26 protein-coding genes are annotated in these 23,740 nt (G+C 68.9%); 16 read left to right on the top strand and 10 right to left on the bottom strand.

Annotated elements, in window-relative coordinates:
* Positions 1–37: 37 nt before the first annotated feature.
* Positions 38–967, top strand: a complete 930-nt coding sequence (locus tag ABD693_RS12440) for a PilZ domain-containing protein (protein WP_344697391.1) — start codon at positions 38–40, stop codon at positions 965–967.
* Here ABD693_RS12440 and ABD693_RS12445 read toward each other — a convergent pair.
* Positions 964–2,379, bottom strand: a complete 1,416-nt coding sequence (locus ABD693_RS12445) for an amino acid permease (protein WP_425567299.1) — start codon at positions 2,377–2,379, stop codon at positions 964–966. The two genes, ABD693_RS12440 and ABD693_RS12445, sit on opposite strands and share 4 nt — an antisense overlap.
* An 80-nt stretch (positions 2,380–2,459) precedes the next feature.
* On the bottom strand, positions 2,460–2,666 hold the full coding sequence (locus ABD693_RS12450; protein WP_344697392.1) for a hypothetical protein: 207 nt from the start codon (positions 2,664–2,666) through the stop codon (positions 2,460–2,462).
* Positions 2,667–2,775: 109 nt separating this feature from the next.
* Between ABD693_RS12450 and ABD693_RS12455 the strand changes: the two genes are divergently transcribed.
* Positions 2,776–2,952 carry a hypothetical protein gene (locus ABD693_RS12455; protein WP_344697393.1) on the top strand — a complete coding sequence of 59 codons (177 nt, stop codon included), beginning with the start codon at positions 2,776–2,778 and terminating at the stop codon, positions 2,950–2,952.
* On the opposite strand, the gene ABD693_RS12460 is transcribed toward ABD693_RS12455, so the two are convergent.
* Positions 2,949–3,581 carry a S24 family peptidase gene (locus ABD693_RS12460; RefSeq protein ID WP_344697394.1) on the bottom strand — a complete coding sequence of 211 codons (633 nt, stop codon included), beginning with the start codon at positions 3,579–3,581 and terminating at the stop codon, positions 2,949–2,951. The two genes, ABD693_RS12455 and ABD693_RS12460, sit on opposite strands and share 4 nt — an antisense overlap.
* A gap of 299 nt (positions 3,582–3,880) precedes the next feature.
* Here ABD693_RS12460 and ABD693_RS12465 point away from each other — a divergent pair, with 299 nt between their 5' ends.
* Positions 3,881–4,162, top strand: coding sequence for a hypothetical protein (locus ABD693_RS12465; RefSeq protein WP_344697395.1), 282 nt, complete (start codon positions 3,881–3,883; stop codon positions 4,160–4,162).
* Positions 4,163–4,169: 7 nt separating this feature from the next.
* Here the strand turns inward: ABD693_RS12465 and ABD693_RS12470 are convergent, their stop codons facing one another.
* Complete coding sequence (locus ABD693_RS12470; RefSeq protein ID WP_344697396.1) at positions 4,170–4,667, bottom strand: hypothetical protein; 498 nt, start codon at positions 4,665–4,667, stop codon at positions 4,170–4,172.
* A 24-nt stretch (positions 4,668–4,691) separates the two neighbouring features.
* On the bottom strand, positions 4,692–5,222 hold the full coding sequence (locus ABD693_RS12475; RefSeq protein WP_344697397.1) for a type 1 glutamine amidotransferase domain-containing protein: 531 nt from the start codon (positions 5,220–5,222) through the stop codon (positions 4,692–4,694).
* Positions 5,223–5,261: 39 nt separating this feature from the next.
* Between ABD693_RS12475 and ABD693_RS12480 the strand changes: the two genes are divergently transcribed.
* From ABD693_RS12480 to ABD693_RS12490, 3 genes are all read left to right on the top strand, one after another.
* On the top strand, positions 5,262–6,353 hold the full coding sequence (locus tag ABD693_RS12480; RefSeq protein WP_344697398.1) for a DNA topoisomerase IB: 1,092 nt from the start codon (positions 5,262–5,264) through the stop codon (positions 6,351–6,353).
* A gap of 49 nt (positions 6,354–6,402) precedes the next feature.
* Positions 6,403–7,500, top strand: coding sequence for a mechanosensitive ion channel family protein (locus tag ABD693_RS12485; protein WP_344697399.1), 1,098 nt, complete (start codon positions 6,403–6,405; stop codon positions 7,498–7,500).
* A gap of 86 nt (positions 7,501–7,586) precedes the next feature.
* Positions 7,587–8,540, top strand: coding sequence for a transferrin-binding protein-like solute binding protein (locus ABD693_RS12490; RefSeq protein WP_344697400.1), 954 nt, complete (start codon positions 7,587–7,589; stop codon positions 8,538–8,540).
* A 27-nt stretch (positions 8,541–8,567) separates the two neighbouring features.
* On the opposite strand, the gene ABD693_RS12495 is transcribed toward ABD693_RS12490, so the two are convergent.
* Both ABD693_RS12495 and ABD693_RS12500 read right to left on the bottom strand, forming a co-directional pair.
* Positions 8,568–8,870 carry an alkylphosphonate utilization protein gene (locus tag ABD693_RS12495; RefSeq protein ID WP_344697401.1) on the bottom strand — a complete coding sequence of 101 codons (303 nt, stop codon included), beginning with the start codon at positions 8,868–8,870 and terminating at the stop codon, positions 8,568–8,570.
* Positions 8,871–8,874: 4 nt separating this feature from the next.
* The gene (locus ABD693_RS12500) at positions 8,875–9,807 is read right to left on the bottom strand and encodes a DUF2167 domain-containing protein (RefSeq protein ID WP_344697402.1); all 933 of its coding nucleotides are present in this window, start codon (positions 9,805–9,807) and stop codon (positions 8,875–8,877) included.
* Positions 9,808–9,983: 176 nt separating this feature from the next.
* Between ABD693_RS12500 and ABD693_RS12505 the strand changes: the two genes are divergently transcribed.
* The 5 genes from ABD693_RS12505 to ABD693_RS12525 all read left to right on the top strand — a co-directional run bounded on the left by ABD693_RS12505 (position 9,984) and on the right by ABD693_RS12525 (position 15,414).
* The gene (locus ABD693_RS12505) at positions 9,984–11,882 is read left to right on the top strand and encodes a TIR domain-containing protein (protein ID WP_344697403.1); all 1,899 of its coding nucleotides are present in this window, start codon (positions 9,984–9,986) and stop codon (positions 11,880–11,882) included.
* A 68-nt stretch (positions 11,883–11,950) separates the two neighbouring features.
* Entirely contained in the window at positions 11,951–12,241 is a 291-nt protein-coding gene (locus ABD693_RS12510; RefSeq protein ID WP_344697404.1) for a hypothetical protein, read from the top strand.
* On the top strand, positions 12,241–13,644 hold the full coding sequence (locus ABD693_RS12515; RefSeq protein WP_344697405.1) for a serine protease: 1,404 nt from the start codon (positions 12,241–12,243) through the stop codon (positions 13,642–13,644). The genes ABD693_RS12510 and ABD693_RS12515 overlap by 1 nt, the downstream gene beginning before the upstream one ends.
* Positions 13,645–13,721: 77 nt before the next feature.
* Complete coding sequence (locus ABD693_RS12520) at positions 13,722–14,177, top strand: MaoC family dehydratase (protein ID WP_344697406.1); 456 nt, start codon at positions 13,722–13,724, stop codon at positions 14,175–14,177.
* Between the two features lie 49 nt (positions 14,178–14,226).
* Complete coding sequence (locus tag ABD693_RS12525) at positions 14,227–15,414, top strand: acetyl-CoA C-acyltransferase (RefSeq protein WP_344697407.1); 1,188 nt, start codon at positions 14,227–14,229, stop codon at positions 15,412–15,414.
* 4 nt (positions 15,415–15,418) lie between these two features.
* Here the strand turns inward: ABD693_RS12525 and ABD693_RS12530 are convergent, their stop codons facing one another.
* On the bottom strand, positions 15,419–16,132 hold the full coding sequence (locus ABD693_RS12530; protein ID WP_344697408.1) for a head GIN domain-containing protein: 714 nt from the start codon (positions 16,130–16,132) through the stop codon (positions 15,419–15,421).
* Between the two features lie 122 nt (positions 16,133–16,254).
* Positions 16,255–17,019: an FkbM family methyltransferase gene (locus ABD693_RS12535; RefSeq protein WP_344697409.1), complete on the bottom strand. Its 765-nt coding sequence runs from the start codon at positions 17,017–17,019 to the stop codon at positions 16,255–16,257.
* Between the two features lie 128 nt (positions 17,020–17,147).
* Here ABD693_RS12535 and ABD693_RS12540 point away from each other — a divergent pair, with 128 nt between their 5' ends.
* From ABD693_RS12540 to ABD693_RS12550, 3 genes are read left to right on the top strand one after another with little or no spacing between them, the layout of a single operon-like run.
* The gene (locus ABD693_RS12540; protein WP_344697410.1) at positions 17,148–17,672 is read left to right on the top strand and encodes a hypothetical protein; all 525 of its coding nucleotides are present in this window, start codon (positions 17,148–17,150) and stop codon (positions 17,670–17,672) included.
* The gene (locus tag ABD693_RS12545) at positions 17,669–18,259 is read left to right on the top strand and encodes a DUF4126 domain-containing protein (protein ID WP_344697411.1); all 591 of its coding nucleotides are present in this window, start codon (positions 17,669–17,671) and stop codon (positions 18,257–18,259) included. Before ABD693_RS12540 ends, ABD693_RS12545 begins: the two co-directional genes overlap by 4 nt.
* Before the next feature lie 52 nt (positions 18,260–18,311).
* A complete protein-coding gene (locus ABD693_RS12550) occupies positions 18,312–19,715 on the top strand; it encodes an MFS transporter (protein WP_344697412.1) in 1,404 nt (467 codons plus the stop codon).
* Between the two features lie 169 nt (positions 19,716–19,884).
* Here the strand turns inward: ABD693_RS12550 and mutL are convergent, their stop codons facing one another.
* On the bottom strand, positions 19,885–21,675 hold the full coding sequence (gene mutL / locus ABD693_RS12555; RefSeq protein WP_344697413.1) for a DNA mismatch repair endonuclease MutL: 1,791 nt from the start codon (positions 21,673–21,675) through the stop codon (positions 19,885–19,887).
* A gap of 117 nt (positions 21,676–21,792) precedes the next feature.
* Between mutL and ABD693_RS12560 the strand changes: the two genes are divergently transcribed.
* The gene (locus tag ABD693_RS12560; protein WP_344697414.1) at positions 21,793–22,839 is read left to right on the top strand and encodes a rod shape-determining protein; all 1,047 of its coding nucleotides are present in this window, start codon (positions 21,793–21,795) and stop codon (positions 22,837–22,839) included.
* A gap of 15 nt (positions 22,840–22,854) precedes the next feature.
* Entirely contained in the window at positions 22,855–23,739 is an 885-nt protein-coding gene (locus tag ABD693_RS12565) for a rod shape-determining protein MreC (protein ID WP_344697415.1), read from the top strand.
* Position 23,740: the final 1 nt, after the last annotated feature.

A 23,740-nucleotide genomic window follows, 5' to 3' on the forward strand; every position in this document is an offset into this window, starting at 1 on the left:
CTACGCGAACCAGCGGGTGAAGGGCGGCCGACAGGCGATGAACGAATTTCGGGAAAAGCTGTTCGGCAGCAAGCAGGAAAGCCCGCTGCTGAAGACCAAGCGTCCGCGTGCGATCGAACCGCACGAGGATGAAAGCTTCTCGGATCTGTCGATCCCGCGCGAAACGGTGCGTCAGGCCAATCACCGCGATGGCGACCGGCATCGGCTCGAAGCGAAGACGGTCGGGCTCGTTCACGACGGTGCCGAGCGCGAGGTCACGCTGATCAACCTGTCGGGCGGCGGCGCGATGATCGAGGGCGCCGGTGAACTTCGCCTGTGGGACCGGATCGAGCTGTGCCTCGGCGAGAACAACAGGGTCGAGGCCGCGGTCCGCTGGATCAAGGGCGACCGCATCGGCCTCGAATTCGCGCACGAAACGCGGATCGACCTCGAGGTCGAGGAACTCGCCGACACGCTGCGCGACGTGCTCAGCCGCTCCTTCCCCGATGTCGCGCTGGCCGAGGATGCCGAGCCCGAGGCGATTGCCGAGCCCGCTCCCGCTCCGGTCGAGGAGAACGCGCCCGCGCAGCAGGAGCGCGCACTTCGCCACCCGCTCATCTGGAGCGGCAACGTCTGCTACAATCACGACACCACGCCTGTCCGACTGCGCAACATCTCGGCCGGCGGCGCGCTGATCGAGGGCGTGTCGGGTCTTCCGCTCGGCGCCGAACTGCTGCTCGATCTCGACGCGGCGGGCGCGATCTTCGCGACCGTCACCTGGGCGCATGGCGACACCGCCGGCCTCAAGTTCCATGCGCCCTACGACCTCAAGAAGCTGGCCGAGGCCCGCCCCGAGATCGCCGCCGCGCGCTGGGTCGCCCCCGACTATCTGCGCGACGACCGCGCCGCGAACAGCCCCTGGGCCAGCCAGTGGGGCCGGAGCGACCTCGCGGGGCTCCAGCGCTCGCTGCGCAAGCCCCGCTTCTAGGCCGCGGCCCGCCGCACCCGCGCCGCCTGGAACTGCGCCCAGGCGAAATAGACGACCAGCCCGATGCCATTCCAGATCAGGAAGTAGAGCTGGGTCTTCGCCGGCAGGCTGTAGAAGAGATAGAGGCAGCCGAGGATGCCGACGGTGCCGATGACCGGCGCCAGCGGGGCCCGGAACTTGCGCTCCGCGTCGGGCGCGCGCCGGCGCAGCACCAGCATCGCCGCACACACCGCGACAAAGGCCGCGAGCGTTCCGGCATTGGCCAGCGCGGCGATCTCGTCGAGCGGGAACAGCCCGGCGATCACGGCGACGATGACCGCGGTGAAGATGGTGATCCGCACCGGGCTGCCGCGGCTGGACACGCGTGCGAGCGGCTGCGGCAGGAGACCGTCGCGGGCCATGGTGAAAAAGATCCGGCTCTGCCCGTAAAAGAAGGCGAGGATCACCGTCGGAAGCGCGATCACCGCGCTGGCGCCGAGGATCCGCGCGGCCCAGCCCGACCCGATCTCGCGCAGGATCAGGGCGAGCGGCTCGGGGCTCGCGGCAAAGCGGGTGAAGCTAAGCGCGCCGATCGCGGCGGCGGCCACCGCCATGTAGATGGCGACGCAGGCGATCATCGAGCCGACGATCCCGATCGAGAGGTCGCGGCCGGGGTTCTTGGCTTCCTCGGCGGCGGTCGCGATCGCGTCGAACCCGTAGAAGGCGAAGAAGATGATCGCGGCGGCGGCCATGACTCCGACCTCGGATCCGGCGGCGCCCGAGCGCGGGAAGCCGAACGGCATGAAGGGCTCGAAATTGGCGGCGTCGAAGTGCGGCAATGCGACCGCGACGAACAGCGCAAGCGCGAGCATCTTGATCACCACGAGGATCGCATTGAGCGTCGCGCTTTCGCGCGTCCCGGCGCTCAGCATGAAGGCGACGACGGCGATGATGAACACGGCCGGCAGGTTGAGGATTCCGCCGGCATGCGGGCCCGCGATCCACTCGGGCGGGAGCGCAAAGGCCGTGCCCGAGAGGAAGCCCGCGGCATAGCCCGACCAGCCGACCGCCACCGCGCTCACCACCAGGCTATATTCGAGGATCAGGCTCCAGCCGATGATCCAGGCGATGAGCTCGCCGAACACGACATAGCTGTAGGTGTAGGCCGAGCCCGAGGCGGGGATCATCGTCGCGACTTCGGCATAAGCGAGCGCGGCGCAGGCGCAGATCACGCCGGCGATGGCGAAGGAGAGGATGACGGCGGGACCAGCCTTCCCTGCCCCGACCCCGATCAGGGTAAGGATGCCGGTGCCGACGATCGCGCCGACTCCGAGCGCGACGAGGTGCGGCCACCCCAGGGTCCGCGCCAGGCGATGATGCTCGGGCTGCTCGTCGGCGGCGCCGACGTGCTTCTTCACGTTCCAGTTGGACAAGATCGACACGCTCCCCTTTTCGGCATCCACAGGAAGCCGAGGGGGCGGTCGAGGTCAACCTCTGTCGAGCGGCCTGAGCCCTAGTGGACGGTGCCGACCGGTTCGTTGCTGGCGAGCGTGACGATGACCCGCTCGATCTGCCGCCAGTGGCAGAAATTGACGACATTGCCCCGGTCGCGGGCCTTTTCCGCACGAAGCGCCGCTTCGAACGAAGCGTCGTCGCCGAAGGTGTCGATCAGCTGGCAGGCGTCCGCAAGCGCGGCTCTCGAGGCGATGTAGGCAAGCACCCGCCGGGATTACGGGCCGAGCCGGTAAGGAGCGCCCAAGAAACAGGATTAGGAGGCCGTTCACCATGTTTCCTTGGCGCGGGCCGCCCGCTCTGCCATGAGCCCGTCCATGGCTGCCCAGCAAGACAAACCCCTTTACGCCGGCGGATGCCTGCTCTTCGTCGGTTTCCTCGTCGGGGCCGCGATCGGGATCGCGGTCGACCAGCCGAGCATCGGCACCATGATCGGGGTCGCGGTCGGCGCGGGAATCGCCGTCCTCCTCTGGGTGATGCGCCGCCAGCGCTAGGCGAAGCGCCGCCCGGCCCAGATTACGCGCCCGATCACCTGCAATTCGGCGGGCGCGACGCCCGGCCAGTCGGCATAGGCCGGATTGTCCGACTGCACCGTCACCTCGGCCCGTACCGGGTGGAGGGTCAGGCGGCGGACCTCGCGGCGATCCTCGAGCGCGAGCAGATAAAGCCCGTCGCGCAGCGTCGCGGCACCATCCTCGACATCGACGATAAGATCGTCGCCCTCGCTGAGGGTCGGCGCCATCACGTCCCCGGCCACCGTCGCGAGCCGCAAGGCGTCGGCCCCGTTCCCGCCGAGCCGCGCGAGCCAGTCGGCGGCGAAAGCGAGGCCTGCCTTTCCCGCCCCCGGATCCGGTTCCACCAGCGGCAGGCTCACCATCCCGCCCGCGACGGAGGACGCGGCTTCGGCCCCGAGCAACTGTTCCGAGACTCCGAAGTGCCGCGCGAGGATCCGGCGCTCCCGCTCGGGCAGGCGCTTGGGTGTCCCGCGCCGGATATATTGCTGGATGTACGCGGTGTTGCGCCCGACCAGCCGCGACAGGCTGGTGAAGTCCTCGCCCCTTTCCTGGGTCAGTCGGCGAAGCGTTTCGCGTGGATCGGCAATAGGATTTTTACTTTCGGCCATAGGAAAACACCTAGACATGTAGGACGCCAATTGAGACACCTGAGGTGCCGAGTCGTCATTGGTCGGGGGGCCAGGACGGTGTATTTACTGCGGGACGTTGAAAGATTTCTTAACAGCACGAACCAGAGTCCAGCGAGGTTCGGGCGAATTGTGATGGGGGATCCGAGATTTGTCTTCGACCTTCGTCGCGGGCGCGAACCCAGAGCCGAGACGATAACGAAGGTACGGCACTATCTGGAGCAGGTTCGATGAACCGGCCGCGGATGACCGCCTACGCTACCTCCCTGCTCCGTTGCTTGATGCAACGCGCCGGGGAGGACCGCAACCGCATTTCGCTAGGCCATTGGTCCACCACCGACTGGCACAGCCTGACCCTCGAGGGCGAACGGCACGAAGCGAGTTTCGTCGTGTCGGGCGACAAGGCCGAAGCGTTTACCGCGCTATGGCTTGCTGGCCTGTGCGACGCCGAGTTCGACCTGCCGCGCGGGTTCGTCGCCGACATCGAGGTGACGAGCCCGCCGATGAAACGACCCGACGGGTCGGTCGAGGTCGAGATCGGAGCCCTGACTCTCGACGATTAGGGCCGGGTCAGGCGAGGCTCCGGCGGAGGTCGCCGAGGGCCTGGCGGAGGGCGGCAGTGGCATCGACCTCGAGTTCGAGGACGGTGCCGCCGCGGCTTTCTGGTCGCTCGCCGAGATGTGCTTCGATCCGCTGGCGCAGCTCGCCCGGGGTCGGCAGCGGACGCGCGGCGAAGAGCTGCACCACGCGGCTGTCCTCGGGCGCGGGTTCGAGACGGTCCTCGAGGAGCATCGCTTCCTCGTCCTCGGCCACGTCGGTCAGGTCGAGGACGTCGACCGCCTCGACCGGCACGGCCGGCAAGGCGAAGACCGGCAGTTTGAAACGCCGCGGCTCGGGCCGCACCTGCCGCAGCATAGCGAGCGCGGTAAGGCTCACCGCCGCCGCCGCGACCACGCCGGGCACGCCCTGCCCGAGCAATAGCGCCGATACGCCCACCGCTGCGCCGAGCAGCCCCGCGGCCAGGCCATCGAGGCTCCAGCCCAGCATGTCGTCCCCACTCCCGTCCATGGGCGTTGGGGTAAGCGCGAATGGTTAGCCTTTGGTTGACGCGAGGCGCAGGATTGCATCGGCGAAGGCCGCGCTGTCGGACGGCCCGACCGCCGTGACGAGCGTGCCGTCGACCACCACCGGCCCCTCCTCCACCAGCGCGCCGGCGTTGCGCAGGTCGGTCCGGATCGAGCGCCAGCCCGTCGCCCGCCTGCCGCGCAGCGCGTCGGCCTCGACCAAGAGCCACGGCCCGTGGCAGATGGCGCCGACCGGCTTTCCGGCGTCCACGAAATCGCGCACCAGCGCCACCGCTTCGGCGTTGGTCCGCAGGTGGTCGGGATTGATGAGGCCGCCGGGCAGGATCAGCGCGTCCCATGTCGCCGCCGACGCCTCGGCGATGGTGAGGTCGGGGGTGATCCACTCGCCCGGATCGTCGAGCACGGTGGCCCGGATCGGCGCCGACGCGGGCGCGGCGACCGCGACCGTGCAGCCTGCCTCGCGCAGTCGTTCGAGGGGCACGAACAGCTCGTCCTGTTCGAACCCGTCGCTTGCCATGATCAGGACTTTGGGCCGCATCCGGAACAAGCCCTAGCCCTTCGGCGCTTTTCCGCCAAGATGGACAAGCCCACCGCCCCCGCCCGCCTCCGCCACTGCTGCGACGACCAGCCCGGCATCTCGCGCCAACAGATCAAGGGAAAGTGGGCCTATTTCGATCCCGACGGCAAGCGCATCACCGACCGGGACGAGATCGACCGGCTGAACGGCATCGCGCTTCCGCCCGCCTACACCGACGCCTGGTTCTGCCCTTTCCCCAACGGCCACATCCAGGCGACCGGCCGCGACGCCCGGGGCCGCAAGCAATATCGCTACCACCCCGACTTCACCTCGCGCCGCGACAAGAAGAAGTATCTCGGCACGATCGAGTTCGGCGCCGCGCTTCCCCGACTGCGCAAGAAGGTCGAACAGGACCTCGGCGCCAAGGCGACCAGCCGCGAGGCCGTCCTCGCCGCGGTCGTCCGCCTCCTCGACACCGAGCATATCCGCATCGGCAACGAGCAATATGCCAAGTCGAACAAGAGCTTCGGCGCAACCACGCTGCGCAGCCGCCACGTCCGCAAGGCGGGCAACAAGCTGGTCGTCAAGTTCAAGGGCAAGCACGGCATCGTCCGCGAACTCAAGATGTCGGACGCGCGGCTGAAACGGGTCGTCAGCAAGGTCCACGACCTGCCCGGCCAGCACCTCTTCCAGTATCTGACCGACGACGGCGAAGCCTGTCCGGTGACCAGCGCCGACGTCAACGACTATATCCGCGAGGGCACCGGCGGCGAGTTCACCGCCAAAAGCTTCCGCACTTGGGGCGCGAGCGTGATCGCCTTCGAACAGATGCTGACCGCGCAGCAAGAGGAAGCCCGCAAGATCAGCCTCAAGACCGTGCTAGAACCGGTCGCCGAGGCACTTGGCAACACGCCCGCGATCAGCCGCAAGAGCTATGTCCATCCCAAGCTGATCGACGCCGCGCGGGACAATCCCAAGCTTCCCCTCGGTGCGATCGAGCGGCCGCGGGCGCGCAAATATCTGTCGAGCGCCGAAGTCGGTCTCCTCGACTGGCTGATGGGCAAGAAGAAGCGCAAGGCGAAGAAGGTCGACGAGGTGGTGAAGGCCGCCAGGACCTCGCCCGCCAAGGTCGCCGAGGCGGTCGCGGCCTGAGGCACGGCGGCTTGCCTTCGCGGGCGGTCGCGGCCATCCCGCTGCCCCCATGGACAAAGTCAATTCGCTCAGCCGCTGGCTGACCCAGAACAGCGACGCGCTGCTGATCGGGACCCTCGTCGCGATCGGCCTCGTCGGGCTGATGCTGATCGCGCGCGCGGTCGGCCACAAGATGATCGACCGCGATCCGCGCTGCGTCGGCTGGTCGGGCGTGATCGGCCGGGTGCTGACCAAGACCAGCCTTGTCTTCATGGCGATTGCGGCGATCGACATCGTCCTCAACTATGCCGACCCGCCCGCGCGGATCGCCCGGCTCAGCAACATCGCCTTCACCGTCGCCTTCGCGCTCCAGGCCGCGGTCTGGGGCCGCGAGCTCATCCTCGGCGTGATCGGCACGCGCGCCGGCGAGCGCCCGGGCGACACCGCGGTCGGCAATGCCATGGGGGTGATCCGGGTCCTCGTCAGCGTCGCGGTGTTTGCGATCGCGCTGGTGGTCATCCTCGACAATCTCGGGGTCAACGTCACCGCGCTGGTCGCGGGCCTCGGCATCGGCGGCATCGCCATCGGCCTTGCCGCGCAGGGCATCTTCTCCGATCTCTTCGCCGCGCTTTCGATCCTGTTCGACAAGCCCTTCCGGCGCGGCGACACGATCCGCTTCGACACCACCACCGGCACGGTCGAGAAGATCGGCCTCAAGACCACCCGCCTCGTCAGCGTCACCGGCGAGGCGGTGATCATGGCCAACACCAAGCTGCTCGAGCGCGAGATCCGCAATCTCGCCGGCGGGAGCGACCGGCAGGAGACGCTGCGCTTCGGCCTCACCTACCAGACCAGCCCGGCAAAGCTCGAGGCCGTCCCCGCCCTCGCCCGCGCCGCGGTCGAAAGCCAGCCCGGCTGTCACCTTCAGCGCTGCGTCATGACCGCGTTCGGGCCGAGCAGCCTCGACCACGACCTCGTCTTCCGCCACGAGGGCCTCGACCAGGACCACCTGTTCCAGGCCAAGGCGGCGATCATCCTCGACCTCCTCCGCCGCTTCGCCGCCGAAGAAATCGAGTTCGCCTACCCCACCCAAACCACCTTCACCGCCGCCCCCGACGGAACGCTGGTCATGCCCTACGCGGTGCCGCCGCCCGTCACCACTATGTAGTCAGCGCGCCACAGTCGCGGTTCTTCCGTGCCCGGAGCCGCTTGAGACATTGCCCGCCAACAGTCGACGCGACATTGGAGCCCCGAATGCTTCAAGTTAAAGGCGGTCCGATGCGTTTGTGTGGCGTTGCCTCTTTGTCGGTTCTTGCACTCATGCTCGCGGCTTGTGGCGGCGGTGGCGCAGGCACCCCGGTCGCCTCGACCCCGCCCCCGCCCTCGAACCCTACCTACACCTACAACAGCTTCGGTGCGCTGACGGGTGAGCAGACCATTCCGCTGTCCGGCGCAACGATGGTGCGGGCCGAGGGCAGCAATGTCCCGAGCGGATCGATTTCACTGCAGCCCGCGGAGAGTGGCGTACTCTCAATCACCTTCAATCCCGCCAGCGGTACCTACACCGTGCGCAACGCGACGCTCAGCCAGACCTTCGGCCCCGCCGATGCGAGCAGCGCGTACAGCAATGCCGCCTTTGCGGCCTATGAGAAGACCAACGGCAATGTCAGCGATTACCTAGCCGTCTACCGTCCGAGCGGTGGCACCGGGAGCGACAAGCCGCTGCGCTACACGACCATTGTCAACTTTACGCGCCTGACCGAGACGGTCAGCGGCAATGGTTTCGTCGACAAGCAGCGCCAGGCCTTTTTGGGTGTTGGCGGCTTCGCCACTCAGCCCGGCGACATGCCTTCGACCGGTACGGCAACATTCACCGGCCCGGCGCGCGCGTATTATACGTTTGGCGCGGACTCCATCCTGAGTTCGGGCTTCATGCAACTCGTCGCGGACTTCGGGGCAAAGACGGTGCAGACGAGCCTCAATCTTGGCGGACCTGTCGTCAATCAGAGTCAGACCAATCTCGCCTTCACCGGCACCGGCACCTTGCAGGCCAACGGGACCTTGGGCGGGTCCCTTTCAGGATCAGGCTATAACGGGAGCTTCACCGGCCTGTTCACGGGCCCTGGCGCCGCCGAAGTCGGCTTCGGCTTCAGGCTAGCCGATCCGAACGGCGCGCAAATCGGCGGCGCGGCGGCTGGCGTTCGCTAGCCCGCGCCGGGCTGCATCCCTGACGCCCTAGCGCTTGCGCACGAACTCCGCGCGCAGGACCAGGCCGCGGATGCCGTCGAACTTGCAGTCGATCTCCTGCGGGTCGCCGGTCAGGCGGATCGACTTGATCAGCGTCCCGCGCTTGAGGGTCTGGCCCGCGCCCTTGACGTCGAGGTCCTTGATCAGCGTCACCTGGTCGCCGTCGGCGAGGAGGTTGCCGACCGAATCGCGCACCTCCACCGCCGCGGCGGCGCGCTGGCGCTCGGCGAGCTCGGCCGCCGGCAGCCACTCGCCGCCTTCCTCGTCATAGACGTAATCGTCGTCGGCCATGCGCTCAGTCCTGCAGCTGACCGTCGGCGTCGTCGCCCTTGCCGAAGCGGCCCTTGAGCCAGCGCCATGCACCGCCGAAGGCCACTGCGACCAGCACCGCGAACTTCTTGCCGAAGGCGAGCAGGATGCCGATCAGCCCGACCTTCTTGGCCGCCGCCAGCCCCGCGCCCGCCGCGACCAGCCCGGCAAGGCCATATTCGGCCTCGGCGTCGGTGCCCGGCACGAAGTCGGCGTAGCGCGCGCCCGCATCGAACTGGACGGTCTGCCCGAGGTCGCCCGCCGCAGCCTTGACCACCGGCAGGCGGCTCATCCCGTCGACCATGTTGAGGCTGAGGACGCCGGTGCGGCCCAGCGAGCGGACGTCGTAGTTGAGGCTGTGCTCGGGCTCGCCCTCGGCGGCGAGGTCGCGCGCCCAGACCAGCACCTTGCGGTTGGCATCGTAGGTCGGCGCCTGCGCCCAGCCGGCGAGGTGCATCCTGCCGTAGCCGGCCTTCACGCGCTCCTCATTGGCGTTCTCGGTCGCTTCCTGCATGTCCTTCAAAACGGCGGCATAATCCTGCGAGGCGGCATCCTTGTCGGTGATATGGCCGGTGTCCTCGAAGGTGACCACCGCGCCCCAGCTGTTCGAGAAGTCCCCGCCGGCGGGAAACACCATGCCGAGCACGCCGTCGGCGGCGTCCGCCGGATTGCCCCACGCATCGACCAGCACGCGGCGCGAATCCTCGGGACCGTAGAAGACATAGCCCTGGCCCAGGTTCAGCCTGGCCTTGGCTTCGGGCAGCGCGATGACGCCCGTCCGCGGATGAAGCGAGGCCTTGAACTCGGCTACCGCCTTCTGCTGCTCCTGCGGCGAGGGCGGTGCCTCGCCCTTGGCGAGCGCGGGCGCGGCAAGTGACAACAGGGCAGCCGACAGCAGCAGCCGATACGCATTGGTCATGGTTCGAAAAATCCCCCCGGATGAAGCGCCGAGCCTACAGCGACGGGACCGGCGCGCAAGCCGCTTCGACTTTCGGCATGTCTCAAGGCGCAGGAAGCGCTGATTTGCGGGCATCATTGCCAACTGCCCCCCCTTCCCGCACAGTGCCGCAAGAAGCCGTCCGCAGGGGGCGCCCGGTGACCGACGTGTTCGTGTCCTACAAGGCTGAAGACCGGCGCCGCGTCGCGCCGCTCGTCGATGCGCTCGAAGCGGGGGGCCTGTCGGTCTGGTGGGATGCGCGGATCGGCGCCGGGACCGGCTGGCGCAAGGAGATCAGCGACGCGCTCGACGCCGCGCGCTGCGTGATCGTCGTCTGGTCCAAGCGCTCGATCGGCGAGAAAGGCGGCTTCGTCCATGACGAGGCGACCCGCGCACTCCGCCGCCACGTCTATCTTCCTGTCCGGATCGACCGGGTCGAGCCGCCCCTCGGCTTCGGCGAGGTGCAGGCGCTGTCGCTGGTCGGATGGAAGGGCGACCCCGCCGACCACCGCATCACCACGCTGCGCGACGAGGTGGCCGCGATCATGGCCGGCAAGCATGTCGGCCGGACAGGCGCGATCGAGGAGCGCGGAATCGACCGGCGGCAATGGCTGACCGGAGCGGCAGGTGTGGCCGCGCTCGGGCTTGCCGGGGTGGGCGCATGGCAGTGGCTGCGTCCGGTCGCCACCGCGCGGACCAACAGCATCGCCGTCATGCCCTTCCGCAACCTCGATCCGGCCGAAGGCTTCTTCAGCGACGGGCTGGCGGAGGAGTTGCGCTCGGTCCTCAGCAGCAATCCGATGCTCGAGGTCGCGGCGCAGACGAGCTCGGAGAGCTTTCGCGACGACCCACCCGACGCCAAGACGATCGCCCGCCGGCTGCAGGTCGCCTATCTCCTTGAAGGCAGCGTCCGCCGCGCCGGCCAGACGCTGCGGATCGACGCGCGGGTGATCGACGGGACGACCGGTTTCGACAGCTGGGCGCAGAGCTTCGACCGGGTCGCCGCCGACGTCCTCGCGGTCCAGGCCGAGATCGCTTCGCTGGTGACCGACTCGCTGCTGGCCGGCATGTTCAAGCGCTCGCCCGAACTGGCGCGGATCGGCGGGACCAGCGACCCGGCCGCGTTCGAGGATTACCTCAAGGGGATGGCGCTCTACCGCCAGGCAGGCGGCGCCGAGGGCGACCGCGCCGCCCTCGCCCGCTTCGACGCCGCCCTGGCCCGCGACCGCAATTACGCCGCCGCGCATGCCGCCCGCTCCCGCGTCCTCACCGCGACCGCCAACAATGGCGCCAAGGCGGGCGCGCGCGAGGCCCTCTACACGCAGGCCCGCACGGGAGCCGCCCGCGCGGTCGCCATTGCGCCCGACATGGCCGAGGGGCATGGCGCGCTCGGCTTCGCCATCATCAACGGCGACCTCGACGCCAAGGCCGCCGAGCAGCCCTACCAGCGCAGCTTCGAACTGGGCTTCGGCAATGCCGACATCCTCTCGGCCTATGCGGTGTTCGCCGGGCGAACCGGGCGGTTCGAAGATGGCCGCAAGGCGGTTCGCCGGGCGCAGCGGCTCGATCCGCTGAACGCCACCGTATTCCGCAACGCCGGCCTGCTCGAGTTCGCGGCGGGCGACTATGAGGCGGCGCTCCCGCCGCTTCGCACCGCGCTCGACCTGCGACCCAAGGGCAGCATCATCCGCTCGCTCCTCGGCGACGTCGCGCTGATGCAGGGCGATGCCGAGGCCGCCGCAGGCTATTTCGCCGCCGAGCCCGACGACGTGTCGAGGCTGCGCGGGCTCGCCATGGCCGAGCACAAGCGCGGACGGGCGGCCGAGGCTAGGGCCGCGATGGCCGAGCTCGTCGCCGACCACGGCCCCGAGAGCCATTACCAGCAGGCGCAGGTGCTCGCCTTCTGGGGCGCGGTCGGGCCAGCGCTCGACCAGCTCGACCAGGCCCTCGCGGCGCGCGACGCCGGGCTCGTCCGGCTTCGCAACGACCCCTTTCTCAACCCCTGCCGCGCCGATCCCCGGTTCGCGGCACTGTCCCGGCGGCTCGGCTTCTCGTGAGACCGCCTTTGCCTTGTCCGAAGGAGATGCGTGTGACTGGAACACCGAAGACCGCCCTAGCCGCCGCCTTGCTGCTGACCGCCGCGCTCGGGGCGTGCGGCAAGACCGCCAAGGAAGCGGCGAGCGACGATGCCAACCAAGCCGCCGCGCAGGCTGCAGCCAATCAGCCGGTTCCGGCCAACCAGGTGATGGGCAATGGCGCCGACCAGCGCACCAACCCGGACGATCGGACCAACCCGGACGATCGGACCAACCCCGACGATCGGACCAACCCCGACGATCGCACGAACCCGGATGACCGGACCAATCCGGATGACCGCAGTTCCGCGGACATGCGGACCAATCCCGACGACCGTTGATGCGTGCGCCATGCTGGCCGGCGGCGGCCGGCCTCGGGCTGGCGCTGCTACTGGCGGCGCCCGCCGCGGCTCAGTCCGACGACCGCGTCGGTGCCGAGCTGGAGGCCGCCGAGCAGCCGCAATGGGCCGCCTGGTGGGCGAGCATGACTCCCGCCGAGCAGGGTCGGATGCGCCTCCTCACCGACGGGCTCGGCGAGGGCCGGCGCGGCTTCGTCGTCGCCGCCTTCCTCGCCGCGCCCGAGGACACCCGCCGCCGCTTCACCGCGCTGCTGGCGCGGCTTGACGACGCCGAAGTCGAGAAGCTCGCCGGCCGGTTCGGGCGCTATCCCGCCGAGTTCGTCGAAGGGCTTGCGACCTACATCTCGAAGGTCGGCACCGACCGCGCCTATCACGACCTGTTCGTCCGGGCCCGCTACACGACGACTCCCGAAGACCAAGCCGACGCCCCCGCCGAGGCCGCGTGGAAGACCTTCGAATATGTCTGGGATCCGCCCGAGCAGGTCACGCGCGCGAGAATCGCGGAAAACGACATGGCGCCGTTCCAGGTGCAGATCTTCAAGGCAGGGGTGAGCGCGGCGCCCCTGTCGCCGCTCGAGCTTCGGCGCGAGTTCGACAATTACGGCCAGGCGCTTCTCCCCTACCAGCGTACGCATCATTGCGGCGGCGCGCTCATCGCCCCGCGGCTGGTCCTGACCGCCGCGCATTGCGTCAAGGATCCGCCGCCGGGGCCCTTCCTCCAGACCCGACGGGTGCGCACGGGGACCCAGGATATTCGCTATGGCGGCACGACCTGGCGGATCGCCGCCGCGGTCCGGCACGGCGGCTACGACAGCAACCAGCGCAACGACATCGCGCTCCTCGTCCTCGAGCCCGATGCCGAGACCAGCCTCGCCGCCAACGGTTCGGCGCGGGTCATTCGCATGCCCCGGCGGGGCGACGCCCCGATCGGGCCGGCCGAGCCGCTGACGGTGTTCGGCTGGGGCAACACCACCGAGACCGCGATCGGCGCCAAGTTCCGCAATCGCTACGGCGCGGCCAAGATGGCGACCCCGATCCTGCAGGAAGCCAATCTGGTGATGAAGCCCGCCGCCGCGTGCAACGGCAATGCCGCCTTTGCCGGGGCGAGCCAGGTCGGCCGCGGCCAGCTGTGCGCTTACGGCGAGGGCGGGGTCGATGCCTGCCAGGGCGACAGCGGCGGCTCGCTGATCCGGACGCTGCCGGGCGGCGAGAAGGTGCTGGTCGGCCTCGTCTCGTTCGGGCGCGGCTGCGGTCTTCCCGGCGTGCCCGGCGTCTATACCGACGTCAGCGCCTACGCGGGCTGGATCGCGCAGGCGCGTAAGGCCGCGAAGCCGGGCCAGCTCACCGACTGGCCGCCACGACCGGTGCCCGTGTCTGCGCGCTGAGCGGGCTTGCAAGGCGGGCCGGCTTCTTCCACCTGAACGGCGTCGCATTCTCATGTGCGCGTTCTGGAGGACCAATCATGCCGGCAGCTTCGATCGACACCATCAAGTCCAAGGTCGGCGAGGCGCTCGGGGTCTCCGACTGGATCGAGGTGACGCAGGACCGGATCAACGTCTTTGCCGACGCGACCGAGGACCACCAGTTCATCCACGTCGACGAGGCGCTGGCCAAGCAGACCCCGTTCGGCGGCACCATCGCCCACGGCCTCCTCTCGCTGTCGCTGCTCTCGCGCATGGCGGCCGACGTGATGCTCGTTCCCGAGACGACGAGGATGGGCGTGAATTACGGCTTCGAGCGGGTCCGCTTCCTCTCCCCCGTTCGCGCCGGCAAGCGGGTGCGCGGCCGCTTCACCCTCGTCTCGTTCGAGGAGAAGCGCCCCGGTCAATATCAGTTCGCGCACGACGTCACGGTCGAGATCGAGGGCGAGGAAAAGCCCGCGCTCAACGCCATCTGGATCGGGCAGGTCTTCGCTTGATCCGTTCGCCCCGCTAAGGCCCTTACAGACTCACGCTTCAGGAGCCCTCATGACCACCACCGTTCGCGACGCCGTCATCGTCTCCACCGCCCGCACGCCGATCGGCCGGGCCTATCGCGGCGCGTTCAACGCGACCCCCTCGCCGACGCTCACCGCCCACGCCATCCGCGCCGCGGTCGAGCGTGCCGGCGTGAGCCCGGACGAGATCGAGGATTGCGTCATCGGCGCCGCGCTCCAGCAGGGGGTCCAGACCACCATCGGCCGCACCGCCGCACTTCGCGCCGGATTGGGCGTCCGGGTCGCCGGCATGAGCATCGACCGCCAGTGCGCCTCGGGCCTCATGGCGATCGCCACCGCCGCCAAGCAGGTGATCGTCGATCGCATGGACGTCTGCGTCGCCGGCGGCGTCGAGAGCATCAGCCTCGTCCAGACCCCCGAGATGCGCCTCGGCTCGGACCCCGAGCTCCTCGCGATGCACAATGCGGTCTACATGCCGATGATCCAGACCGCCGAAGTGGTCGGCAAGCGCTATTCGGTCAGCCGCGAGCGCTGCGACGAATATGCGCTCCGCTCGCAGCAGCGCACCGCGCAGGCGCAGGCCAGTGGGCTGTTCGACAACGAGATCGTCCCCGTCACCGCGCGCATGGCGGTCAAGAACAAGGAGACGGGCGAAACCTCGATGCAGGAGGTGACCCTCGCCAAGGACGAGGGCAACCGCCCGCAGACCACGCTCGAGGATCTCGCCAAGCTGCAGCCGGTGATGGGCCCCGACAACATCATCACCGCCGGCAATGCCTCGCAGCTTTCGGACGGCGCCTCGGCCTGCGTGGTGATGGAATCGAGCCTGGCGGAAAAGAAGGGCCTCGAGCCGCTCGGCCGCTATGTCGGCATGGCGGTCGCGGGCACCGAGCCCGACGAGATGGGCATCGGCCCGGTCTACGCGGTGCCGAAGCTGCTCAACCGCTTCGGCCTCAAGGTCGAGGACATCGGCCTGTGGGAGCTGAACGAGGCGTTCGCGGTGCAGGTGCTCTACTGCCAGGACAAGCTCGGCATTCCCGACGAGCTCCTCAACGTCAACGGCGGCGCGATCTCGATCGGCCACCCCTATGGCATGAGCGGTGCGCGCCTCACCGGCCACGCGCTGCTCGAAGGCAAGCGCCGCGGCGCCAAGTACGTCGTCGTCACCATGTGTGTCGGCGGCGGCATGGGCGCAGCGGGCCTGTTCGAGGTCTTCTGAGGGACTAGCGCCGCGCGACGATCGAGCCGCTGCCGTAGCGGCGCTGCTGGACCGCCGCGCGGCCCGCATAATTGATGCTTCCCGAGCCGTAGACCGCGGCGTCGAGGTTCTGCTCGGCCCGGACGTCGGCATTGCCGCTGCCATGGACCGTCACTTCGGCGCGGGCGGCGGCGAGACCGGCGACGTCGGCATTGCCCGATCCGTTGACGCCAAGCCGCAATTCGCCGGTTCGGCCGGTGGCGCGGATGTTGCCCGAGCCCGTCAGGGTCAGCGCCAGCCGCGGGCTATCGATACCCGTTATGGTGGCATTGCCGCTACCGGTCGACTGATAGGCGTCGAGCGCGGGGACGGTGATCGCCACCCGGATCGGCGTGCGCGACCGGAAGGAACCGCGGCTCGCGATCCGCAGCGTTCCCCCGCGCACCTCGGTGGTGACGAGCGGCAGGATGTTGTCGTCGGCGGTGACGACCACCGACGCGCGCGGCCCGATCTGCACCGTGACGTTCTCGGCGCCCAGCGTCTCGATCCGGCGGAACGGGGCGACGGCGCGGGCCTGCTGCATCAGGCGCCCGCTACCGCTCACCATCGGCGCATTGGTGCGATGGACGACGTTCCAGCCCTCGGCATGCGCCGGCGTTGCAGGAACGAGCGCGGCGCCAAGCGGCAGGGTCGCGCTGACGAGGCTGGCGAGAATGATCACGATACGGGGGCGGGTCACGGCGTCTCTCCTGATTGATGCGACATTTGTAGCGCTACAAATGTAAAGCTTCCAAGCCGGACTTCGACGAATGGCGGGGATCGTCGACGAACGACGGTGAAGCGGTGACGATGCTCTCGACGCTAGCGGACGAAGATCAAATTCTCGCCCTTGATGACGACTTCAAACGGATGCTTCGAGAGTTCGGTCAGGAAGTGCCGCGAGGTGAACTCGCCCGGCATCAGCCAGTCGTGCGGCTCGACCGCCACCACCGCCGCTTCCTCGATCCAGCCCGTGTTGCTGGCGAACAGGTCCTTCTCGAAGCCTTCGATGTCGATCTTGGCGATGAAAAGCTTGCCGGCCTTGCAGCAGTCCTGAACGGTGACGACCGGAACGCCCTCTTCCGCCCGCGTGGTGCGGGCGGCCCAGCCGGCCCACATGGGATCGACCGCGACGAAGCCGGGCTCGGCGCCGATGGCGGCGTGCACCGGTTCGATCATCGCATGGTCGCGGACGTTGTCGGACAGCACGGCGAAATTGCCGGGATCGGGCTCGACCGCGACGATCCTCGCCCGCGGGTAGCGCCGCGCGAACCAGAGCGCGGAGGCGCCGACATTGGCGCCTGCGTCGAGGATCACGGGGGTTTCGCCTGCCGCGAGCATGGCCGCGTAGGCGGCGTCGACCCGCGCCTGGATCCCGGGCGTGTCCGAAAGATCATATTCCCGCCCGGCAAAGACCTGGCGGAACGCGGCAGTGTCCGATTGGGCGGGGCGGAGACTGACCCGCCCGATGCCGCGAAGATGCCCCGACCAGCGCGCACTGCGCGACAAATGCCGTCCGAGGATGCCCAGGCCGAAGGTGCGGACATCCACTGCGTTACGGCGCAGTTCGTTAAGCAAGGACCGCATCAGCCGATGATAGCTGCGGGAACCGCCAGTGCAATCGATCGATGACGGCGCCACGGTCGCGGGATTGCGAAGGCCGGCGATTGCGATAGGCTCGCTTCATGCGCCGTCACCTACTCCTCCTCGCCGCCATGCTTCTCGGGACCGGAGGCGAAGCGCTGGCCTGCATTTACCCTTTGCCAACCCGGGACCCCAAGGAGAGCGACGCCGCCTACGAGGCGCGGATCAATCCGTGGATCACCAATTGGGCGGACAACATGTCGCGCGGCTGGCAAAGGAATGCCTTCGACGATGCCGTCCGGGTAAGTCTTGCGCGGATCACCAGCAGCACCGGCAGGGTCGATCCACCAAGCCAGGCGGGCAGCGATTCCCCGCGACCCGTTTGGGAAGCCGTCGCCCTCCCAATTGCCAGCGTGAAAGGCCCATTAAAGGCCGAACCGGTTCCGCTGCGTTACGAGTTGCAGATGCGGTGCGCAGTCTTCGAGCAAGGCTCGGGCGCGACCGCACCGGTCGGCACGCTCGTCGTCCTGTTCGAGACCGACGGCTTGAATGGCATCGTGATTGCCGAGGGAATCACGGCGGACACGTCGAACGATCCGCGCGTGCTGGCGGCCATCGCCAAACTTCCGCCTGAGCCGGCGAAACCCGCGCCGTGACCGGCGTCGAGCTTCTCGCGCTCGCCGCTTCGACCAGCCTGCTCGCGGGCTGGCGGCTCTATCTCGTGACCTTCGTCACCGGGTTGTCGATGCGGATGGGGTGGATCGACCTGCCCGACAAGCTCGCCGCGCTCGACGTGCTCGCCAATCCGTGGGTGCTGGTAATTTCGGGCGCGGCGGCGCTGTTCGAATTCTTCGCCGACAAGATCGCCTTCATCGACAGCCTGTGGGACGGAATCCACACCGTCGTCCGGCCGCTCGGCGGCGCCCTCCTCGCGCTGGCGATCATCGATCCCGGCGATCCTGCGTGGCAGGCGGCGGCCTTCCTGCTGGGCGGGGGCGCGGCGTTCGTCGCCCATGCCGGCAAGGCGGGCGCGCGGGCTTTGGTCAACACCAGTCCCGAACCGTTCAGCAACATCGCGGTCTCGACCGGCGAGGATGTCGCCACCGCCGGCCTCCTCGCGCTGGCCATCGCCAACCCGGTCGCCGCCGGCCTCATCGCGCTGATCCTGGTGCTGCTCAGCGTCTGGCTGGTCCTCGCCGGCCGCCGCGCGCTTCGCCGCTTCCTCGGCGCCCCGGCGACCTGACCCTTGCGACCGTCTGGCCAGCGCCGCTCCGACTATCTACGCCGCTTATCCGATGACCGATGAGAAACCCGCGGCCCGTTCGCACTCCCACCAGCGCTGGACCCTCGCAGCCTGCATCCTCGCCTCCAGCCTGAGTTTCGTCGAGGGCTCGGTGCTGAATGTCGCGCTTCCCGCGATCCGGGAAAGCGTCGGCGCGGGGGCGAGCGAAGTGCAATGGGTCGTGAACGCCTACCTGCTGCCCTTGTCGGCTTTGCTGCTCCTCGGAGGCGCGCTCGGCGACCATTATGGCCGCAAACGGCTGCTGATCCTCGGCACCGGCCTGTTCGCGGTCGCCTCGCTCGCCTGCGCGCTGGCGACCGGGCTCCCGATGCTGCTCGGCGGCCGCGTGCTGCAGGGGATCGGCGCGGCGATGCTCCTTCCCAACAGTCTGGCGCTCCTCAACGCCACCTTCGAGGGCGAGGCGCGCGGGCGGGCAATCGGGATCTGGGCGGCGGTCGGCGCCGGCGCCGCGGCCATCGCACCGCTGATCGGCGGGTGGCTGGTCGATCATGTCGGCTGGCCGGCGATCTTCTACATCAACCTGCCGCTCGCCGCGGGTGCGATCCTGATCGCCGCCAAATTCGCGCAGGAGAGCAGGAACGAGGGCGCGGCACGAACCGATTATCCGGGCGCGCTGCTTGCGACGCTCGGGCTGCTCGGCCTGACCTACGGGCTGACCCTGTGGTCGGTCGCGCTGCGCTTCACGCCGCTCATCGTCGGGCTGGTCGTCGCGGGCGTGCTGCTGCTCGGGCTGTTCCTCTGGGTCGAGGGCAAGCGCGGGGACAAGGCGATGATGCCGCTCGCCATGTTCGGCAACGCGAGCTTCGTCGGCACCAACACCCTCACCTTCCTCCTCTACGGCGCGTTCGGCGCGGCGATGCTGCTGCTGCCCTACGTGCTGATCGAGGCGGGTGGGTATTCGCCGCTCCAGGCGGGCATGGCGCTCACCCCGCTCGCGGTGGTGATCGCGCTCGCTTCGCCCTTGATGGGCAAGCTCGCGGCGCGGATCGGCGGGCGGTTGCCGCTGACGCTCGGACCGGTGCTGGTCGCGGGCGGGTTGCTGCTCGGCCAGCGGATCGGGATTGGAAGCGACTATGTCCGCGACGTCCTGCCTGCGGTGCTGGTGCTTGCCAGCGGCATGGCACTCGCGGTCGCGCCGCTCACCAGCACGGTCCTCGCCTCGGTCGACGACAAGCATGCGGGAACGGCCAGCGGCCTCAACAGCGCGGTGGCGCGGACCGGCGGACTGATCGCCACCGCGTTGCTGGGCGCGGTGCTGGCGGCCAAGGGCGAAAAGCTCGTCGGCGCCTTCCACGTGGCGCTACTGGTCGCGGCGGTCGTCTGCATCGGGGCGGGCGCGGTCGCCTGGTTCACCGTCTCGGCCGACACCCAAAAGAAGAAGGCCGCCGACGCCTGAGCGCCGACGGCCTTCCGCATTGCCTTGCTCGGATTGCCCGACCTTTAGGCGAGAACCTCGTTCATGGAGGCAGGGCTCACCGACTTGGGACAATGAGACATCTGACCACCTCCTTTCGCATTGTTGACGATGCGAAGAAGATGGCCCCGCCTCGCGTGTTTTCAAGAGCTTAGCGGCGACCGAACAGCCGCTCGATGTCGCCGTGCGCAAGCTTCACCCAGGTCGGGCGGCCGTGGTTGCAATGACCCGAATGCGGCGTGATCTCCATCTCGCGCAGAAGCGCGTTCATCTCGGCGACTGAGAGCACGCGTCCCGCCCGCACGCTGTGGTGGCAGGCGAAGGTCGCGGCCAAGAGGTCGAGCCGGGCCTTGAGCGCCTGCGGGCCGCCGAGCTCGGCGATTTCTGCGGCGAGGTCGCGGACGAGGCGCTCGACGTCGAATTTGCCCAGCGGCGCCGGTGTGGCGCGGACGAGGATCGCGGACGGGCCGAAGCGTTCGACCTCGAGGCCGAAGGCCGCAAGCTCGCCCGCCGCGTCCTCGATCCGGTCGGCCTCGGGCTCGTCGAGCTCGACGACTTGCGGCAGGAGCAGCGCTTGGCTCGGCACGCCGCCATTGCCCGCGCCGCGCTTCAGCCGTTCGAGGACCAGCCGCTCGTGTGCGGCATGCTGGTCGACCAGGACCAGGCCGTCGGCCGCCTCGGCAACGATATAGGTGTTCGCCACCTGCCCCCGCGCAACGCCGAGCGGATGGTCGGGGACCGGCGCATGCGCGGGCTCGGCGCGGGCGGCGGGCGCCGCGGTGAAAAGGTGGCGGTCCTCGTGAAGCGCGCTTGAGCCCGGACGCTCGAAGGATGGGGCGGGCCGGGAATGTTCGTAGGCGAAACTGGCTCCCGGCGGGCCCTCCCCCACGACGGAAGAATGATGGTCCAGTTCGCTGGTCCAGTTGACCGGCGCGGCGGCCTGGGTCCGTGCGGCGCTGCGATGCCCGGCCTGGTCGAGCGCGCTCCGCAAGCCGCCGACGATCAGCCCGCGCACGCCCTGCGGATCGGCGAAGCGGACCTCGGTCTTGGCCGGGTGGACGTTGATGTCGACCTGGTCGCCGGGAAGCTCGAGGAACAGCGCGACGATCGGCGAGCGCTCGCGGGCGATGAGGTCCTGATAGGCCGCCCGGAGCGCGCCGACGAGAAGCCGGTCCTTGACCGGCCGCGCGTTGACGAAAAGGAACTGCTGGTCGGCCGCGCCGCGGGTGAAGGTCGGCAGGCTGACCACCCCGCCAAGCCGGATCCCGTTGCGATCGAGGTCGATCGGAAGCCCGTGCTCGCTCAATCCGCTGTCGAGCAGCGCCGCGACCCGCGCGGGCAGCGCGGCGGGTGCGAGGCTGAGGATCCGCCGGCCGTCGTGGTCGAGCGTGAAGGCGACGTCGGCGCGCGCCATGGCGAGCCGCCGGACTGCGTCGAGGCAGGCGGCATATTCGGCGCGCGGGGAGCGCAGGAACTTGCGCCGCGCGGGCACCTTGCCGAACAGGTCCTCGACCCGGACCCGCGTACCGGGCGGAAGCGCCGCCGGCCCCTCGCCCACCGGCACGCCATGGTCGATCTCCAGCCGCCAGCCGTCGGCGCCGCGCACCCGGCTTTCGAGCGTGAACCGGGCGACGCTGGCGATCGAGGGCAAGGCCTCGCCGCGAAATCCGAAGCTTGCGACCTCCTCGATCGCCTCGTTCGGGAGCTTGGAGGTCGCATGGCGTTCGATCGCGAGCCGCAGTTCGTCCGGCGCCATGCCCGTTCCGTCGTCGCTCACTTCGACGAGGTCGAGCCCGCCCGCGGCCAGGCGCACGTCCACGCGCGTCGCACCCGCGTCCAGACTGTTCTCGATCAGTTCCTTGAGGGCGCTTGCGGGACGCTCCACCACCTCTCCCGCGGCGATGCGGTCGACGAGGTGCGAAGGAAGCCTTCTTATTGACATGTGAAACCCTCTAGCCCAATCGCCAAGCAGCGGCGAGGGACAGCATTTCCGATCCAATTATGCAGTCGTTACGCTGCTGACTTTTAACCGATTTTTGCGGGAAGGTTGGCGATCTCGATGTTCTGGACACGCTGGTTCAAGTGGATGAGCCATGACATGGCGATCGACCTCGGGACGGCCAACACGCTCGTCTATGTCCGGGGTCGCGGAATTGTCCTCAACGAGCCGTCGGTGGTCGCGATCGAGACGATCAACGGGGTCAAGAAGGTCAAGGCCGTCGGCGAGGACGCCAAGCTGATGATGGGCAAGACGCCCGATCAGATCGAGGCCATTCGTCCGCTTCGTGACGGCGTCATCGCCGACATCGATGTCGCCGAGCAGATGATTAAGCACTTCATCCACAAGGTGCATGGTGGCGGCAAGCTGCGCTCCCTGCGCTTCCCCGAGATCGTGATCTGCGTGCCGTCGGGATCGACCAGCGTCGAGCGCCGCGCGATCCGCGACGCCGCGAGCAATGCCGGCGCGAGCGAAGTCTATCTGATCGAGGAACCCATGGCCGCCGCGATCGGCGCCGGCATGCCGGTTACCGAGCCGGTCGGCTCGATGGTTGTCGACATCGGCGGCGGCACCACCGAAGTCGCGGTGCTGAGCTTGCGTGGCCTTGCCTACACCACCTCGGTGCGCGTCGGCGGTGACAAGATGGACGAGGCGATCTCCTCCTACGTTCGCCGCAATCACAACCTCCTCATCGGCGAAGCCACGGCCGAGCGGATCAAGCAGGAAGTCGGAATCGCCAAGCCCCCGGTCGACGGCATCGGCAAGACGGTCCACATCAAGGGCCGCGACCTCGTCAACGGCGTGCCCAAGGAAATCTCGATCAACCAGGGCCAGATCGCCGAAGCGCTGTCGGAACCCGTGGGTACGATCGTCGAGGGCGTCCGCATCGCGCTCGAGAACACCGCGCCCGAGCTTGCCGCCGACATCTGCGACCAGGGCATCGTGCTGACCGGCGGCGGCGCGCTGCTGCAGGGTCTCGACGAAGTGCTGCGCGACGAGACCGGCCTTCCGGTGACCGTCGCCGAGGACCCGCTGACCTGCGTCGCGCTCGGCACCGGCCGCGCGCTGGAGGAAGAGCAGTTCCGCGGCGTTCTTCAGACCGCCTAAGCGAAAGGGTGCAAGGTGGCGCCGCCTGTTAGCGCGCGCCCGGGCTGGTCCAGGCGGGCGCAATATGGCCTGTTCTTCGGCTTCCTGGCGGTTGTCGCCGGGCTGCTGGTCGGGCTCGCGCTTCTGGCGCTGAGCATCGTCGCGCCCTCGGCCTATGCCGGGGTGCGCGGCGCAGCGCTCGACATCACTGCCCCGGTCACCGGTGCCATGCGAAGCGTCACCGACACCGTCGGCGGCCTCGTCAGCGGCGCGGGCAATTACTGGGACGCGGCGCGGCAGAATGGTGCGCTTCGCGAGGAAAATGCCAAGCTTCGCCGCCAGTCGATCCAGGCCCGTGCGATCTTCCAGGAGAATGGGCAACTCAAGGCCGCGCTCGCCCTCCGGGAGCGCAGCGCCGTCGCGGTGGCGAGCGGCCGGATCGTCGGCTCCAGCCTCGAGAGCGAGCGGCGCTTCGCGGTCATCTCGGCGGGGTCGCGCGACGGGGTGATGGTCGGAATGCCTGTGCGCTCGCCTGACGGGCTGATCGGCCGCGTGGTCGACTCCGGCATGCTGGCGAGCCGGGTGCTGCTCGTCTCCGACCGGGCCAACATCGTTCCGACCCGCCTCCTGCGCGGCAATCAACCGGTGATCGCGACCGGACGCGGCGACGGCACGATCGACCTTCGCCCGCTCGAGGTGGGCCGCAATCCGTTCAAGCCCGGCGACATTGTCGTGACTTCGGGCACCGGCGGACTTTATCCGCCCAACGTGCCCGTCGCGCGCGTTGTCCGGCTCGACGATGACGGTGCGATTGCGGTGCCGATGGCCGATCCTGCCGACGCGAGCTTCGCGATCGTCGAACGACCCTACGAGGAGAGCGCCCTGCCCTCGGCCGCGCCGGCGGAAGAGGCGCAGCGCTAGC

The organism is Sphingomonas rosea, from assembly GCF_039538065.1.
In the GTDB taxonomy this organism is placed as follows: domain Bacteria; phylum Pseudomonadota; class Alphaproteobacteria; order Sphingomonadales; family Sphingomonadaceae; genus Sphingomicrobium; species Sphingomicrobium rosea.

Bases quoted from the DNA above. Each gene is read 5' to 3' on its own strand.
- ABD693_RS12440 (WP_344697391.1), top strand. From the start codon at position 38: ATGAACGAATTTCGGGAAAAGCTGTTCGGCAGCAAGCAGGAAAGCCCG.
- ABD693_RS12455 (WP_344697393.1), top strand. From the start codon at position 2,776: ATGGCTGCCCAGCAAGACAAACCCCTTTACGCCGGCGGATGCCTGCTC.
- ABD693_RS12460 (WP_344697394.1), bottom strand. From the start codon at position 3,581: ATGGCCGAAAGTAAAAATCCTATTGCCGATCCACGCGAAACGCTTCGC.
- ABD693_RS12465 (WP_344697395.1), top strand. From the start codon at position 3,881: ATGCAACGCGCCGGGGAGGACCGCAACCGCATTTCGCTAGGCCATTGG.
- ABD693_RS12470 (WP_344697396.1), bottom strand. From the start codon at position 4,667: ATGGACGGGAGTGGGGACGACATGCTGGGCTGGAGCCTCGATGGCCTG.
- ABD693_RS12475 (WP_344697397.1), bottom strand. From the start codon at position 5,222: ATGCGGCCCAAAGTCCTGATCATGGCAAGCGACGGGTTCGAACAGGAC.
- ABD693_RS12480 (WP_344697398.1), top strand. From the start codon at position 5,262: ATGGACAAGCCCACCGCCCCCGCCCGCCTCCGCCACTGCTGCGACGAC.
- ABD693_RS12485 (WP_344697399.1), top strand. From the start codon at position 6,403: ATGGACAAAGTCAATTCGCTCAGCCGCTGGCTGACCCAGAACAGCGAC.
- ABD693_RS12490 (WP_344697400.1), top strand. From the start codon at position 7,587: ATGCTTCAAGTTAAAGGCGGTCCGATGCGTTTGTGTGGCGTTGCCTCT.
- ABD693_RS12495 (WP_344697401.1), bottom strand. From the start codon at position 8,870: ATGGCCGACGACGATTACGTCTATGACGAGGAAGGCGGCGAGTGGCTG.
- ABD693_RS12500 (WP_344697402.1), bottom strand. From the start codon at position 9,807: ATGACCAATGCGTATCGGCTGCTGCTGTCGGCTGCCCTGTTGTCACTT.
- ABD693_RS12515 (WP_344697405.1), top strand. From the start codon at position 12,241: ATGCGTGCGCCATGCTGGCCGGCGGCGGCCGGCCTCGGGCTGGCGCTG.
- ABD693_RS12520 (WP_344697406.1), top strand. From the start codon at position 13,722: ATGCCGGCAGCTTCGATCGACACCATCAAGTCCAAGGTCGGCGAGGCG.
- ABD693_RS12525 (WP_344697407.1), top strand. From the start codon at position 14,227: ATGACCACCACCGTTCGCGACGCCGTCATCGTCTCCACCGCCCGCACG.
- ABD693_RS12535 (WP_344697409.1), bottom strand. From the start codon at position 17,019: ATGCGGTCCTTGCTTAACGAACTGCGCCGTAACGCAGTGGATGTCCGC.
- ABD693_RS12540 (WP_344697410.1), top strand. From the start codon at position 17,148: ATGCTTCTCGGGACCGGAGGCGAAGCGCTGGCCTGCATTTACCCTTTG.
- ABD693_RS12550 (WP_344697412.1), top strand. From the start codon at position 18,312: ATGACCGATGAGAAACCCGCGGCCCGTTCGCACTCCCACCAGCGCTGG.
- mutL (WP_344697413.1), bottom strand. From the start codon at position 21,675: ATGTCAATAAGAAGGCTTCCTTCGCACCTCGTCGACCGCATCGCCGCG.
- ABD693_RS12560 (WP_344697414.1), top strand. From the start codon at position 21,793: ATGTTCTGGACACGCTGGTTCAAGTGGATGAGCCATGACATGGCGATC.